This window comes from Stenotrophomonas sp. ATCM1_4, assembly GCF_004348115.1.
In the GTDB taxonomy this organism is placed as follows: Bacteria; Pseudomonadota; Gammaproteobacteria; order Xanthomonadales; family Xanthomonadaceae; genus Stenotrophomonas; species Stenotrophomonas capsici.
Window position 1 is genome coordinate 2386113 of record NZ_QPFB01000001.1, and the last position, 12357, is coordinate 2398469.

Annotated in this window: 10 protein-coding genes and 1 pseudogene; 5 read left to right on the forward strand and 6 right to left on the reverse strand. The window is 69.5% G+C overall.

The annotated features are described in order from the left end of the window. Positions 1-8 precede the first annotated feature (8 nt). The 6 genes and pseudogenes from ATCM_RS10950 to ATCM_RS10975 all read right to left on the reverse strand — a co-directional run bounded on the left by ATCM_RS10950 (position 9) and on the right by ATCM_RS10975 (position 7236). Positions 9-1121 carry an ABC transporter permease gene (locus ATCM_RS10950; protein WP_132864561.1) on the reverse strand — a complete coding sequence of 371 codons (1113 nt, stop codon included), beginning with the start codon at positions 1119-1121 and terminating at the stop codon, positions 9-11. Further along, a complete protein-coding gene (locus ATCM_RS10955; RefSeq protein ID WP_132864562.1) occupies positions 1118-2281 on the reverse strand; it encodes an ABC transporter permease in 1164 nt (387 codons plus the stop codon). The genes ATCM_RS10950 and ATCM_RS10955 overlap by 4 nt, the downstream gene beginning before the upstream one ends. Further along, complete coding sequence (locus ATCM_RS10960) at positions 2266-3276, reverse strand: efflux RND transporter periplasmic adaptor subunit (RefSeq protein ID WP_132864563.1); 1011 nt, start codon at positions 3274-3276, stop codon at positions 2266-2268. Before ATCM_RS10960 ends, ATCM_RS10955 begins: the two co-directional genes overlap by 16 nt. Next, positions 3273-4607 carry a TolC family protein gene (locus ATCM_RS10965; protein ID WP_132866140.1) on the reverse strand — a complete coding sequence of 445 codons (1335 nt, stop codon included), beginning with the start codon at positions 4605-4607 and terminating at the stop codon, positions 3273-3275. The genes ATCM_RS10960 and ATCM_RS10965 overlap by 4 nt, the downstream gene beginning before the upstream one ends. Positions 4608-4724: 117 nt before the next feature. After that, a pseudogene (locus ATCM_RS10970) lies at positions 4725-5527 on the reverse strand (UDP-2,3-diacylglucosamine diphosphatase). After that, positions 5524-7236, reverse strand: a complete 1713-nt coding sequence (locus ATCM_RS10975; protein WP_132864564.1) for a GNAT family N-acyltransferase — start codon at positions 7234-7236, stop codon at positions 5524-5526. The pseudogene ATCM_RS10970 and the gene ATCM_RS10975 overlap by 4 nt, the downstream one beginning before the upstream one ends. A 190-nt stretch (positions 7237-7426) precedes the next feature. Here ATCM_RS10975 and metK point away from each other — a divergent pair, with 190 nt between their 5' ends. From metK to ATCM_RS11000, 5 genes are all read left to right on the forward strand, one after another. Further along, positions 7427-8662: a methionine adenosyltransferase gene (gene metK, locus ATCM_RS10980; RefSeq protein WP_132864565.1), complete on the forward strand. Its 1236-nt coding sequence runs from the start codon at positions 7427-7429 to the stop codon at positions 8660-8662. A gap of 127 nt (positions 8663-8789) precedes the next feature. Next, positions 8790-10004 carry a hypothetical protein gene (locus tag ATCM_RS19115; protein ID WP_165931167.1) on the forward strand — a complete coding sequence of 405 codons (1215 nt, stop codon included), beginning with the start codon at positions 8790-8792 and terminating at the stop codon, positions 10002-10004. 51 nt (positions 10005-10055) lie between these two features. Then, a complete protein-coding gene (locus ATCM_RS10990) occupies positions 10056-10679 on the forward strand; it encodes a CDP-alcohol phosphatidyltransferase family protein (protein ID WP_132864566.1) in 624 nt (207 codons plus the stop codon). Beyond that, positions 10679-11272 (forward strand): lysophospholipid acyltransferase family protein, encoded by a 594-nt coding sequence (locus tag ATCM_RS10995; RefSeq protein WP_192286353.1) that lies wholly within the window; start codon positions 10679-10681, stop codon positions 11270-11272. The genes ATCM_RS10990 and ATCM_RS10995 overlap by 1 nt, the downstream gene beginning before the upstream one ends. 77 nt (positions 11273-11349) lie before the next feature. Beyond that, entirely contained in the window at positions 11350-12252 is a 903-nt protein-coding gene (locus ATCM_RS11000) for a phosphatidate cytidylyltransferase (protein ID WP_165931240.1), read from the forward strand. The last annotated feature ends 105 nt before the right edge of the window (positions 12253-12357 follow it).

Here is a 12357-nt window from a genome sequence, read left to right on the forward strand (position 1 = left end):
CCGCCGCTTCACCCCCGCGGGGTGCCGCGCAACCGCCAGCAGGCCAGTGCGCCATAGAGCAGCGCCAGCAGCCCCAGGTTGAGTAGCTCCCCGCCCACCTCCGGCAGCCGCGCGCCCATCTGCTGGGCCCGGACGATGGCGTTGATGCCGGGGGTGGTTGGCAGCAGCTTGGCCAGGGCCACCAGCAGCGGCGGCGAGGCCAGCGCCGGCCAGGACAGGTTGGACAGGAAGAACAGCGGGATCGACACCCCGGTGACGTACTGGAAGGCGCGTTCGCGGGTGCTGAAGAAGCTGCCGACGAACAGCCCGAACGGCACCGTCGCCAGTGCGAACAACAGCACCGACAGCATCAGCACCGGCACGTTGCCGCCGCGCGGGTAGTCCTGCACCCAGGCGGTGAAGCCCACGTAGTACAGCAACCCGCACACGCCCACCAGCACGAACGCCGCGCCCATCCCGAGCAGCGAGGGCGCGTCGAACCGCAGGCGACGGCCCAGCTGCGCGCGCCGGCTGCCCAGCAGCACGCCGATGCCGAGCAGCAGCGTCTGGTGCACGATCAGCTCCGACACGCCCGGCACCACGCTGCTGCCATAACCTTCGCGGGTGTTGTAGAGCGGGCGTTGCACCAGCACCAGCGGCGCCGCCTGCGGCGCCCCCATGAACGCGGCCTGGTGCACCGCCTGCTGGCGCGCGAACGCGGTGACGCCTTCGGCCAGCCCACTGAGGATCGCGCTGGCCCGGCTCAGGTAGGCACCGTTGCCCAGCAGCACCAGTTCACCGCTGCCACCGCGCAGGATGTCGCGTTCCAAGCGCGCCGGAATCAACACGATGCCGTCCACCTGCCCGGCCTCCAACTGCGCCCTGGCCTGGGCCAGATCCGCCGGTTGCGATACCACCTGCACCGCGCGCAACGCATCGACATGGCGGACCAGCGCGCGGCTGGTCGCGCTGCGGTCGGCATCGACCACTGCGATCGGCAGCGCGCTGGCCACCTGGTGCCGGTACGCGGCCGGGTAGAAGAACGAGTACAGCAGCACCGCGCCGACCATCACCGTCACCGCCGCCTGGTCGGCGAACACCGCCAACAGCGTGGTGCGGAAGGCGGCCAGCACGCGCCTCATGCCGGCACCGGCGCACGCGCGGCACGCAGCAGGCGCAGCCCGCCCAGGCCACCGCTGACCACCGCCATCAGCAACAGCACCGCCAGCGGTTTCAGCGATACCTGCCATGGCGAACCCATGAACATCTGCTGCATCTGCACCTGCACGTAGGCGGTCAGCGGCAGCAGGGCGTTCCATACCCGGGTGAACAGCGGTGCCTCGATCACCGGGAACGTCGCCCCGGAGAACGCCAGTGCCGTGCCGATGGTCAGGCCCACCAGCGACAGGCCGCTGCCCATGTCGCGCGCCACCGCGACGAACAGCAACCCGAAGCAGCAGCAGGCCAGGTAGAACAAGGGCTGGGCCAGCAGCAACAGGCCCAGGCTGCCGTTGATGCCGTCGCCGCGCAGGCAACCCAGGTACAGCACGCCCAGCCCGCCGTACAGCGAGAACAGCGCCACGTAGGGAAACAGCTTGCCGGCAATCGCCGCCCACGGCCGTTGCCCCAGCCAGTCCGCCAGCAGGCCGTCGCGACGCTCGCGGCCGAACGCACCGCCGGCCGCCAGCGCGGCCAGCAGCGACAACACCGCCGGGAAGATCAGCGGCAGCAGGAACAATTCATAGCTGCGCGCCGGGTTGTGCAACACCGTGGCCTGCACGCTGACCGGTGCCGCGCGCAGCTTGTCCGGCCCGGTCTGGCGGGCGATCTGCTCCTTCAGCAGGCGTGCGTTGTAGGCTGCGACCGCATCGGCGATGTCACGCCCGGCCGATTGCCCGGTGGCCATGTAGGTGGCGTTGTAGAACGCATAGACCGGCGCCTCCTCGCCCCGCAGTGCACGCCGGCTCATGTCGCGCGGCACCAGCACCACGGCGAATACCTCCAGCGCGCGCAGCTGTGCCTGCGCCTCCTGCAGCGAGGCCGGCTGGCTGACGATCGCCAGCCCGGGACTGGCATCGAGCGTGCGCGCCAGCCCGCGGCTGGCCGGGCTGGCGTCCAGGTCCACCAACGCCACCGGCACCTCACGCAGCACGGCGCCGGAGAACAACCACATCATCAGCGCCATCAGCAGCCACGGCAGCAGGGTGACCAGGCCCAGCTCCCAGCGGTCGCCGCGCCAATGGCGCAGCTCGCGCCGTACCGAGGCGATGAACGCGCTGCCCGGGCTCAGCCCTGTGGCCATGCGAACAGCACGCTCATGCCGGGGCGGAAACCCTCGATGGGCTGGCGCGGCCGCACCCGCACCTCGAAGCTGCGCACGTCATAACCGGACGACTGGCGGGTGCTGCGCCAGGTCGCGTAGTCACCGGCCGGGTTGATGAAGTACACCTCGAACGCGGCCTGGCGGCCGCCCAGCGCCGGAATGCTGCCCTCCACCACCGCACCGGGCTTGAGGCCATGCAACTGGTCCTCGCGCAGGTGCATGGCCACCCACATCCGGTCGATGTCCACCAGCGTGAACACCGGATAGCCGGCCGGCACCAGTTCGCCGATATCGGACATGCGCTTGCCCACCTCGCCGGCCTGCGGCGCGCGGCCCAGGGTCTCCTGCCGCGCGGCATCCACCTCGGCCTTGGCCCCCTCGGCCTGGCGCACCTGCGCCAGCGCGGCCTGCTTGTCCTGCGAACGGGCACCGGCCAGGGCCAGGTCGTACTGCGCGCGCGCGGCACGGGCCAGTTCCTCCGAACTGCGCGCCTGCGCCTGCGCCTCGTCGCGCTTCTGCCGGGTCATCACGCCTTCGCGGTACAGGTTGTCCAGCCGCCGGAAAGTACTAGTGGCCAGTTCGGCGCCGGCCAGCGCGCGCCGCCAGTTGGCCTCGGCGGCACGGATGTCCTCGCTGCGTGCGCCCTCCTCCGCCTTGGCCGCCATCGCCTGCGCCGCGGCCACCACCGCCTCGGCCTGGCGCTCCTTGGCCGCCACCTCCGGGCTGTCCAGCTCGAACAGCACCTGGCCGGCGCTCACCCGGTCGCCCTCGCGCACCCGCAGGCGCTCCAGCCGTGCGGTGACCTTGGCCGAGACATTGATGTTGTCGGCGTCGGCCATGCCCTGCACCTGGTCGCGCGGCGTGCGCAGCCCCAGCCACAGGCCGATCACGACCAGCAGCAACAACAGCACGCCACCGATGGCGAAGAGGCGGCGTTGCCGCGGGTTGGCTTCCGCCTGCAGGGAGTCGCTCATTCCAGCACCTTGTCCGCACGCCGGCGGAAGTCGTCAAACCGTTGCAGTTGCCCGCTCACTTCCAGCAGCTGGGCCAGCGCCACGTCGAACTGGTAGGCGGCCTGGGCGCGCTCCACCCGCGCCCCGCCCAGTGCCAGCCGCGCGTCGATCACGTCCAGCGAGGTGGCCTGCCCTTCGCGGAAGGACAGCTCCTGCAGGCGGAGGTTCTCCTCGGCCTGGGCGATGCTGCTGTCGAGCAGGCGGAACTGCGCGCGCGCGGTGTCCAGTTCGTTCCAGGCCTTGCCGACGCCGAGCTGCAGCTGGTTCTCCACTTCGCTGATGCCGGACTGCGCCTGCTCCAGCTGCGCGCGCGCGGCGCTGACCTGCAGTGGCCGCGCGTTGGGCGAGAGGAAGGTGTAGCGCAGGCCGATCCCGAACGCCCAGTCGGCGTCGGTCAGCAGTGCATCGCGGCGGCGCAGGTCGTACTGGCCGAACAGGTACAGCTGCGGCTTGAGCTTGGCCTGTTGCACGCGCACGCCCTGCTCGGCTTGCGCCGCCAGCGCACGCATGCGGTCGACCTGCGGATGGCGCTGCAGCGCGCTGCGCTCGAATTCCTCGCGCGTGCCGAGCGGTGCGCTGATGACGAACAGCGGCGAGCTCGTGCCCACCGTGCCGCCACTGCGCAGCAGGGTTGCCAGCGCCTGCTGCAGCGTGGCCAGGTCGTTGACCGCCTTCTGGTACTCGCGCTCGGCCTTGTCGCGCGCGACGTTGGCCTGCAGCCGTTGCGCCTTGGTGGCGAAGCCCTCGCGCTCGAGCTTCTGCGCGTCCTGCAGGTGGCGCTCCAGGCCATCGCGCACCTCGCGCCGCACCTGCACCGCCTGCTCCGCCAGCTGCTGGCCGAAGTAGGCCTGCACCAGCTGCAGCGACAACGATTGCCGCTGCGCCTCGCGCTCGGCCTGCGCCATCGTGGTGGCAGCCTGCGCGGCCTGCTGGGCGGCGGGAATCAACCCGCCGCTGTACAGCGGCAGCGTCGCGGTGATGATCGGCCGGGTGCGCCAGTCCCGCTCCACGAACTCCAGTGGGGACTCGATGCCGAATGCCTCGGCCACCGGCGCCAGCGAGCCCAGCGGCAGGTTGAGGGTCTTCTGGAACTGCATGCGACGCACGTCACCGGTGATCTCCGGCAAGCGCAGGTAATGGGTGGCGTCCTGCAGGTCCTGCTTGTTGCGCACCCCGGCCTGGGCCGCGGCCAGGGCATCGGAAACCTGCTCCAGCCGCTCGCGGGCCTGCTCGAAGCTCAGCGCCGGCACATCCGCTGCCAGGGCGGCCGGTGCCAGCCACGCACAGGCCATCGCCAGGCAGATCCTTATCGTTACCGGCTGTTTCGCTGCCACCCGGACACTCCCTGTTTCCACAGCTGGCGCCAGCATAGCTGGCTGTCCAGTCATGAAAAAGGCAAGACGGGCGGTTCAGGCCACCCGCGCCAGCCCGGCCGCCCCGGGCAGGCAGGCCAGGCTGTTGCCGGCATGGTCGAGCAGGCGCAGGCTGCCGTCATGGTCCTCGGCCAGCGCGGTCAGGCTCTCGACCCAGTCGCCATCGTTGGCGTAGACCAGCCCGTCACGCTCGACCAGCGCGGCGCGGTGGATGTGCCCGCAGACGATGCCGTCCAGGCCGCGCCGCCGCACGTCGTCCAGGCCGGCCTGCACGAACCGCTCGATGTAGCGCTCGGCCGCGCCGCTCTGGCGCTTGAGGAACTCCGACAGCGACCAATACCGCAGCCCCAGCCGCTGCCGCAGCTGGTTGAGCAGGCGGTTGCCGGTGAGGATGCGGTAGTACAGCCAGTCGCCGAAGCGCTCCTGCAGGCCCCCGAAATGGGTGCCCCGTCGTAGTCGTCGCCGTGCACCACCAGCAGCCGGCGACCATCGGCGGTGACATGGATGGCGCGGCGGCGCACCTGCATGGCCGGCAGCATCAGCCCGCAGGTACGGCGCAGCGGCGCGTCATGGTTGCCGGGGATGTAGATGATCTCAGTGCCGGCCCGGCGCAGCGCGTGCAGCGCCTCGATCACGTCATTGTGGGCAGGTCGCCAGCTGGCGCGTTTGTGCGACAACCACCACAGGTCGACGATGTCGCCGACCAGGTACAACCGTTCGCAGCGCAGGGCACCGAGGAAACGGGCCAGCTCGGCGGCATGGCAATGCCGTGCACCCAGGTGGGTGTCGGAGATGAACACGGTGCGGCGGTGCGGTTGCAGCACCCGGGGCGCGTTCACGCCATCGCCCCGGCGTCGCGCAGGTAGCGCTTGCGCTTGTTGGGGCGGATCGCCTGCAGGTCGACCTCGATCAGGCCGTCGATGGCGTCGCTGAAGTCCGGGTCCACCCCGAATGCCAGGAACCGCGCCCCGCCCGGTTCGCACAGGTCGATGTACTGGCGGTACAGGGTCGGCACGCTGGTGCCCAAGGCCGCCAGGTTGGCCTTGAGCACCTCGAACGCCGGCGTGGCATCCATCTCGCCGAAGCTCGGCGGCGCGGCGAAGTACTGGAACGGTCGGTTGGATTCGACCAGGCCCGCGCCGGCGCCGTAATAGCGCTGGTAGTAGGCCACCAGCTGCTCGCGCGCGGCCAGCGGCAGCGCGGCGCTGATCGACACCGCGCCAAACAGGTAACGGATGCCCGGCTGGCGCTGCAGGTAGGCGCCGATGCCCTGCCACAGGTAGTCCAGGCTGCGGCTGCCCCAGTAATCGGGCACCACGAAGCTGCGGCCCAGCTCCATGCCTTCGGCGATGCGGGGGATGGCATCGTCGGAGTAACGGAACAGGCTGGCCGTGTACAGGCCTAGCAGGCCGTTGCGGGCCAGCGCGGTGGCACCGCGCATGATCCGGTAGGCCCCTGCGATGCGCTGCACCGCCGCGTCCCAGACCACAATGTGCGGGTAATGCGGGTCGTAGTCATCCAGGTCACGGCTGCGCCCGGTGCCCTCGCCGACCTGGCGGAAGGTCAGCTCGCGCAGCCGGCCCAGCTCCAGCAGCAGCGGCGAACCGGCCGCGCAACGCGCCAGCCGGATCTGCTTGCCGTCGCTGGTCTGGCCGAGCAGTTCGGCCGCTTCCAGGGCCTGCGCCACCACATCGGCATCGATGGCGTCGGCCAGTGGCTCGGGGCCGGCCTCCGCCATGCGGGGGGCCAGCGGCGCCTCGCCCAGGGCGTACAGCGCGCGGCGGACCTGTTCCAGTTGCTGCGCCGGGTCGCCGTCGCTGCCCAGCAGCATCGGCTGTCCCACCTGCAGGCGCAGCGGCCGGCCACGGCGGGCGAACATCTCCCGCGCCAGCAGCGCGGTGCCGGCCGGCTTGAACACGGCCGAGGCGCCATAGAACAGCGCCGAGTTGCGCGCCTGTACCCGTACCGGCAGCACCGGTGCCTGGCAGGCCCGGGCGAAACGGACGAACCCCCGGTTCCAGCGACCATCGCGGATGCCCTGCAGCGACAACCGCGACACCTCGCCGGCCGGGAACACGATCACGCACTGTTCTGCCTCCAGTGCCTGCTCGATGGCCTGCAGGCTGGCGCGCTGCGCCCGTCCGCCCAGGATCCGCACCGGCAGCAGCAGCTCGCGCAGCGGCTCCAGCGCCAGCAGCATGTCGTTGGCGATGATCCGCACGTCGCGGCGAACCTTGCCCACCGCGTCCAGCAGCGCCAGCGCATCCAGCGCGCCGGAGGGGTGGTTGGCCACGATCAGCAGCCGCCCGCTGGCCGGGATCCGGGCCAGTGCGGCGGCGTCGACCGTGTAGCCGGCCTGCAGGAACGCCAGCGCGGCGCTGACGAAGTCGAAGCCGTGCTGATCGGCGCTGCGCGCCAGGAAGGCGTCCATCCGGTCAAACCCCGACCAGCGCCCCACCGTGCGCAGCAACGGCCGCGCCAGGTGGCCGCGCCGGCCACGGAACCAATCGGGATAGCGCTGCTGCAGGCGGTGCTCGATCTGTTGCATGGGGATACCCCGACGGCCCTGTTGGCCGGCAGCCTGCGCCCGCCAGAAGGCAGGCCGGTTGCGGTTTTGCGGCAGTTCGATGACCCCGGCTTAACCGTATGGCAACGGCGCCCCCTGCACTATTCCCCCCCGGCCCCGAGCGTGTATCATTCGCGGCTATCTTTTCATCCGCATACAGGGATACAAGCTCATGTCCAGCTATCTCTTCACCTCCGAGTCGGTCTCCGAAGGCCATCCGGACAAGATCGCCGACCAGATCTCCGATGCCGTGCTTGACGCTATCCTGGCCCAGGACAAGCGCGCCCGCGTCGCCTGCGAGACGCTGGTCAAGACCGGTGCCGCCATCGTCGCCGGCGAAGTCACCACCTCGGCCTGGGTCGACATCGAGGAGCTGACCCGCAACGTCATCAACTCGATCGGCTATGACAACTCCAACGTCGGCTTCGACGGTCATACCTGCGCCATCATCAACATGCTCGGCAAGCAGTCCCCGGACATCGCCGCCGGCGTGGACGGCACCGACAAGAAGAGCAAGAAGCCGGAAGAACAGGGCGCTGGCGACCAGGGCCTGATGTTTGGCTACGCCTGCAACGAAGCCCCGGAGTTCATGCCGGCGCCGATCTACTACTCGCACCGCCTGGTCGAGCAGCAGGCCAAGGTCCGCAAGAAGAAGAACTCGCCGCTGCCGTGGCTGCGCCCGGACGCCAAGAGCCAGGTCACCCTGCGCTACGGCCAGGACGGCAAGATCGAAGGCCTGGACGCGGTGGTGCTGTCGACCCAGCACGACCCGGGCGTGAAGCAGAAGGACCTGATCGAGGCCGTGCGCGAGCACATCCTCAAGCCGGTCCTGCCGAAGGCATGGCTGGACAAGCTGCCGAAGAACAAGGTGCACATCAACCCGACCGGCATCTTCGTGATCGGCGGCCCGGTGGGCGACTGCGGCCTGACCGGCCGCAAGATCATCGTCGACACCTACGGCGGCATGGCCCGTCACGGTGGTGGCGCGTTCTCCGGCAAGGACCCGTCCAAGGTTGACCGTTCGGCCGCCTACGCCGCCCGCTACGTCGCCAAGAACGTGGTTGCCGCCGGCCTGGCCGACAAGTGCGAAGTGCAGGTCTCCTACGCCATCGGCGTGGCCGAGCCGACCTCGATCTCGGTCACCACCTTCGGCACCGGCAAGATCCCGGACGCGCAGATCGAGAAGCTGATCCGTGCGCACTTCGACCTGCGCCCGTACGGCATCATCAAGATGCTCGACCTGATCCACCCGATGTACCAGCAGACCGCCGCCTACGGCCACTTCGGCCGCAAGCCGAAGGAATTCTCGTACGTCGACGGCGATGGCAAGACCCAGAACGCGACCGCCTTCTCCTGGGAGAAGACCGACCGCGCCGAGGCCCTGCGCAAGGCTGCCAAGCTGAAGTAAGCGCGACCGGCATCGCCCGTTGCACCCCGACGGGCCGCGCAAGCGGCCCGTCGTCGTTTGCGCAGTTGCCCTTGCAATGCCGCCATCACCGCGCCCACGATGGCTGGCATTCACAAGGAGCGTTGGCATGTTGCAGGCATTGATCGGCAAGCTGTTCAAGGACAAACCCGACCCGGACCGCTTCGCCGGGAAATTCATGGATGCCGTCCGCGCCAACGGCTACCCGCATCCGCTGGAGTACGAGTCGGATACCTTCCGCATCCGCCACGCCAACGGCTCCTACTTCAATCTTCACAATGCCTACCAGGCGTACCTCAATGCCCCGCGCGGCCAGCAGCGCAAGGCCCTGCTGGCCTTCAGCGGCCTGCTCGGCATCCATGAGGACGACGAGGCGATGACGTTGGAGCAGGCGCGCCCGCTGCTGCGTCCGCTGATCCGCAGCATCACCCAGCTGGAGGAGATCACCCTGCACCATGCCGAGCAGGAGGGCTGGAATGCACCGCCGCAGCGCCTGCAGTACCGCCGCCTGAGCGAGGAATGCGTGGAACTGCTGGCCGTCGACCACCCCGACCATACCGCCACCCTCACCCAGGGCCCACCGGAGGAGTGGGGCATCAGCTTCGACGAGGCGTTGGTCATCGCCCGCACCAACCTGCGCCAGAGCCCGGACGAACCCTTCGTCGAGGTGGCCCCCGGCCTCTACCAGGCCGCCTGGGGCGACGCCTACGACAGCAGCCGCGCCCTGCTGCCGGACCTGCTGCACCGCGTGCCGGTCGCCGGCCTGCCGGTGTTCATGCTCGCCACCCGCGACATGCTGCTGGTTGCTGGCGAAGGTGACCTGCGCGCGCAGGCGGCGATGCTGGAACTGGCCGGCCAGGCATTCGCCGACGGCCGCGTGATCTCCTGGGAAGTGCTGCGCTATGACGATGGCCAGTTGCATCCGCACGTGCTGGCCGACCCTGCGTTGCGCGAGCGGCAACGGCAGCTGCGGCTGGAACTGGACGGCGATGCCTACGCCATGCAGAAGCAACTGCTCGACCGCGTGCACCAGGCCCACGACGAGGATGTGTTCGTGGCCAATTTCATGGTCCACAGCGAGGAGCGGCATTCGCTGTGCGCCTGGACCGAAGGGGTGGCCAGCTCGCTGCCGCGCACCGACCGCATCGTGCTGGTGATGCCGGTCAACGAGGACGATGCGCACACGCTGGTCGTGGACTGGGAGCAGGCCCAGCCGCTGATCGGCCACCTGCTGCAGCAGGACAACCGCCACCTGCACCCGCCCCGCTACCTCACCCTGGGCTTCCCGGACGCCGAAACGCGCGCCCGCTTGCAGCCGCTCTGACTCGCTCACCGGATGCTCCTCCCACCCCGGCGATGCACTACCATCGCCGCCATGGGGAAAGAAGACCGCAGACCAATCGCCGCCCGTTCCACCGGCTGGGCCCAGGCCCTGAGCGCCGCGTTGGCACGCTCCTCCGTCACGCCGAACCAGATTTCGGTACTGAGCATCTTCTTCGCCGTGATCGGCGCGGTGGGATTGCTGGCCGCGCCCAGCCTGCTCGGCCTGGTCGCCTGCATCATCGGCGTGCAGCTGCGCCTGGTCTGCAACCTGCTCGATGGCATGGTCGCCATGGAAGGCGGCAAACAGACCCCGACCGGGGCGCTGTACAACGAATACCCGGACCGGATCGCCGATTCGCTGCTGATCGTCGCGCTCGGCTACGCCGCCGGCATGCCCTGGCTGGGCTGGCTGGGCGCACTGCTCGCCGCGCTTACCGCCTATGTGCGGCTGTCCGGGGCCAGCCTTGGCCTGCCGCAGGACTTCCGTGGCCCGATGGCCAAGCAGCACCGCATGTTCGTGCTGACCCTGGCCTGCGTGGCGGCGATCATCGAGCAATGGGTCAGCCACACCGGCTACGCCCTGCAGGTGGCCGCCGTGGTGATCGCCGCCGGCGCGCTGCTGACCTGCATCACCCGCACCCGCGCGATCGCCGCGCAACTGAAGGCAAGGTCCTGATGCTCTCCAGCCTGCTGGTCGCCGCCGTCAAGGTCTTCATCGGTGCCTACCCGCGTTGGGTCGGCAGCCGCCCCAACGACACCCAGCGAATCTACTTCGCCAACCATTCCAGCCACCTGGACACGGTGGCGCTGTGGTCAGCGCTGCCGCCAGCCCAGCGCGAGCACACCCGCCCGGTCGCCGCCCGCGACTACTGGAGCAAGGGCATTCGCAAGGTCATCGCCGACAGGGGCTTCAACGCCGTGCTGATCGAGCGCGACCGCAACAAGGTCGAGGGCGACCCGCTGCAGCCGCTGTACGACGCGCTGGACGGCGGGGCTTCGCTGATCATCTTCCCGGAAGGCACCCGCAACCACGAACCGATGCCACAGCCGTTCAAGGCCGGCCTGTTCCACCTGGCCCAGCACTACCCGCACGTGGAGCTGGTGCCGGTGTACCTGGACAACGCACGCCGCGCCCTGCCCAAGGGCAGCCTGGTGCCGGTGCCGCTGGTATGCACGGCGCGCTTCGGCCCGTCGCTCAACCGCATCCCCGATGAAGACAAGGCGCAGTTCCTGCAACGCGCCCGGCAGGCCGTGGTGGATCTGGCATGAACAACGTATTCCAGCAATTGCCCCTGGGCAGCTTTCTGCAGCAGGCCATCGAGCGTGCACCGCCCAAGTTCTGGTGGATGATCGGCGGCGTGTTCGGGGTGCTGGTGCTGGCCAGCCTGATCGGCTTCATCATCGGCCGCTTCAAGTCCGGCTCGGTGGTGGACAACCTCAACGCCCGCATCCGTGCCTGGTGGGTGATGGCCGCGGTGCTGTTGTTCTGCTTCGTGCTGGGCAAGATCGCCACGCTGGTGTTCTTCGGCCTGCTCTCGTTCTTCGCGCTGCGCGAGTTCATCTCGCTCACCCCGACCCGGCGCGGCGACCACCTGGCACTGTGCCTGTGTTTCTACATCGCCATCCCGCTGCAGTACTGGTTGATCGGCATCGACTGGTACGGCCTGTTCGTGATGTGCATCCCGGTGTACGGCTTCCTGACCCTGCCGGCGGTATCGGCGCTGTCCGGCGACACCGAGAACTTCCTGGAGCGCAACACCAAGATCCAGTGGGGCGTGATGCTCACCGTGTTCTGCCTGAGCCATGCGCCGGCGCTGATGCTGCTGCGCATCCCCGGCTACGAAGGGCAGAACCTGATGCTGCTGTTCTACCTGCTGCTGGTGGTCCAGCTCAGCGACGTGCTGCAGTACGTGTTCGGCAAACTGTTCGGCAAACACCTGCTGGCCCCGCAGGTCAGCCCGTCCAAGACCGTCGAAGGCCTGGTCGGGGGCGGCCTGGCGGCCACCGGCGTGGGCGCGGCGCTGTACTGGATCACCCCGTTCTCGCCGCTGCAGTCCGCGGCGCTGTCGCTGCTGATCGTGGTCTGCGGCTTCCTCGGCGGCCTGGCGCTGTCGGCGGTCAAGCGCAGCCTCGGTGCCAAGGACTGGGGCGAGATGATCGAGGGCCACGGCGGCATCCTGGACCGGCTGGATTCGGTGGTGTTCTCCGCACCGGTGTTCTTCCACGTGGTGCGCTACAACTTCCAGTAAACGGCGGCCACGCCATCGCCGCTGCCGCACCGGCACGGGGAACGGCCCCTACCCCCTTCACCCGCAAGGGAGTAGCCTGCGGCTCCCGCCGTCGCAGCCAGCGCC

Excerpts from the sequence above, each read along its gene's own strand:
- ATCM_RS10960 (WP_132864563.1), bottom strand. The coding sequence starts at position 3,276 with ATGAGCGACTCCCTGCAGGCGGAAGCCAACCCGCGGCAACGCCGCCTC.
- metK (WP_132864565.1), top strand. The coding sequence starts at position 7,427 with ATGTCCAGCTATCTCTTCACCTCCGAGTCGGTCTCCGAAGGCCATCCG.
- ATCM_RS10965 (WP_132866140.1), bottom strand. The coding sequence starts at position 4,607 with ATGGCCTGTGCGTGGCTGGCACCGGCCGCCCTGGCAGCGGATGTGCCG.
- ATCM_RS10995 (WP_192286353.1), top strand. The coding sequence starts at position 10,679 with ATGCTCTCCAGCCTGCTGGTCGCCGCCGTCAAGGTCTTCATCGGTGCC.
- ATCM_RS11000 (WP_165931240.1), top strand. The coding sequence starts at position 11,350 with ATGATCGGCGGCGTGTTCGGGGTGCTGGTGCTGGCCAGCCTGATCGGC.
- ATCM_RS10990 (WP_132864566.1), top strand. The coding sequence starts at position 10,056 with ATGGGGAAAGAAGACCGCAGACCAATCGCCGCCCGTTCCACCGGCTGG.
- ATCM_RS10975 (WP_132864564.1), bottom strand. The coding sequence starts at position 7,236 with ATGCAACAGATCGAGCACCGCCTGCAGCAGCGCTATCCCGATTGGTTC.
- ATCM_RS10950 (WP_132864561.1), bottom strand. The coding sequence starts at position 1,121 with ATGAGGCGCGTGCTGGCCGCCTTCCGCACCACGCTGTTGGCGGTGTTC.
- ATCM_RS10955 (WP_132864562.1), bottom strand. The coding sequence starts at position 2,281 with ATGGCCACAGGGCTGAGCCCGGGCAGCGCGTTCATCGCCTCGGTACGG.
- ATCM_RS19115 (WP_165931167.1), top strand. The coding sequence starts at position 8,790 with ATGTTGCAGGCATTGATCGGCAAGCTGTTCAAGGACAAACCCGACCCG.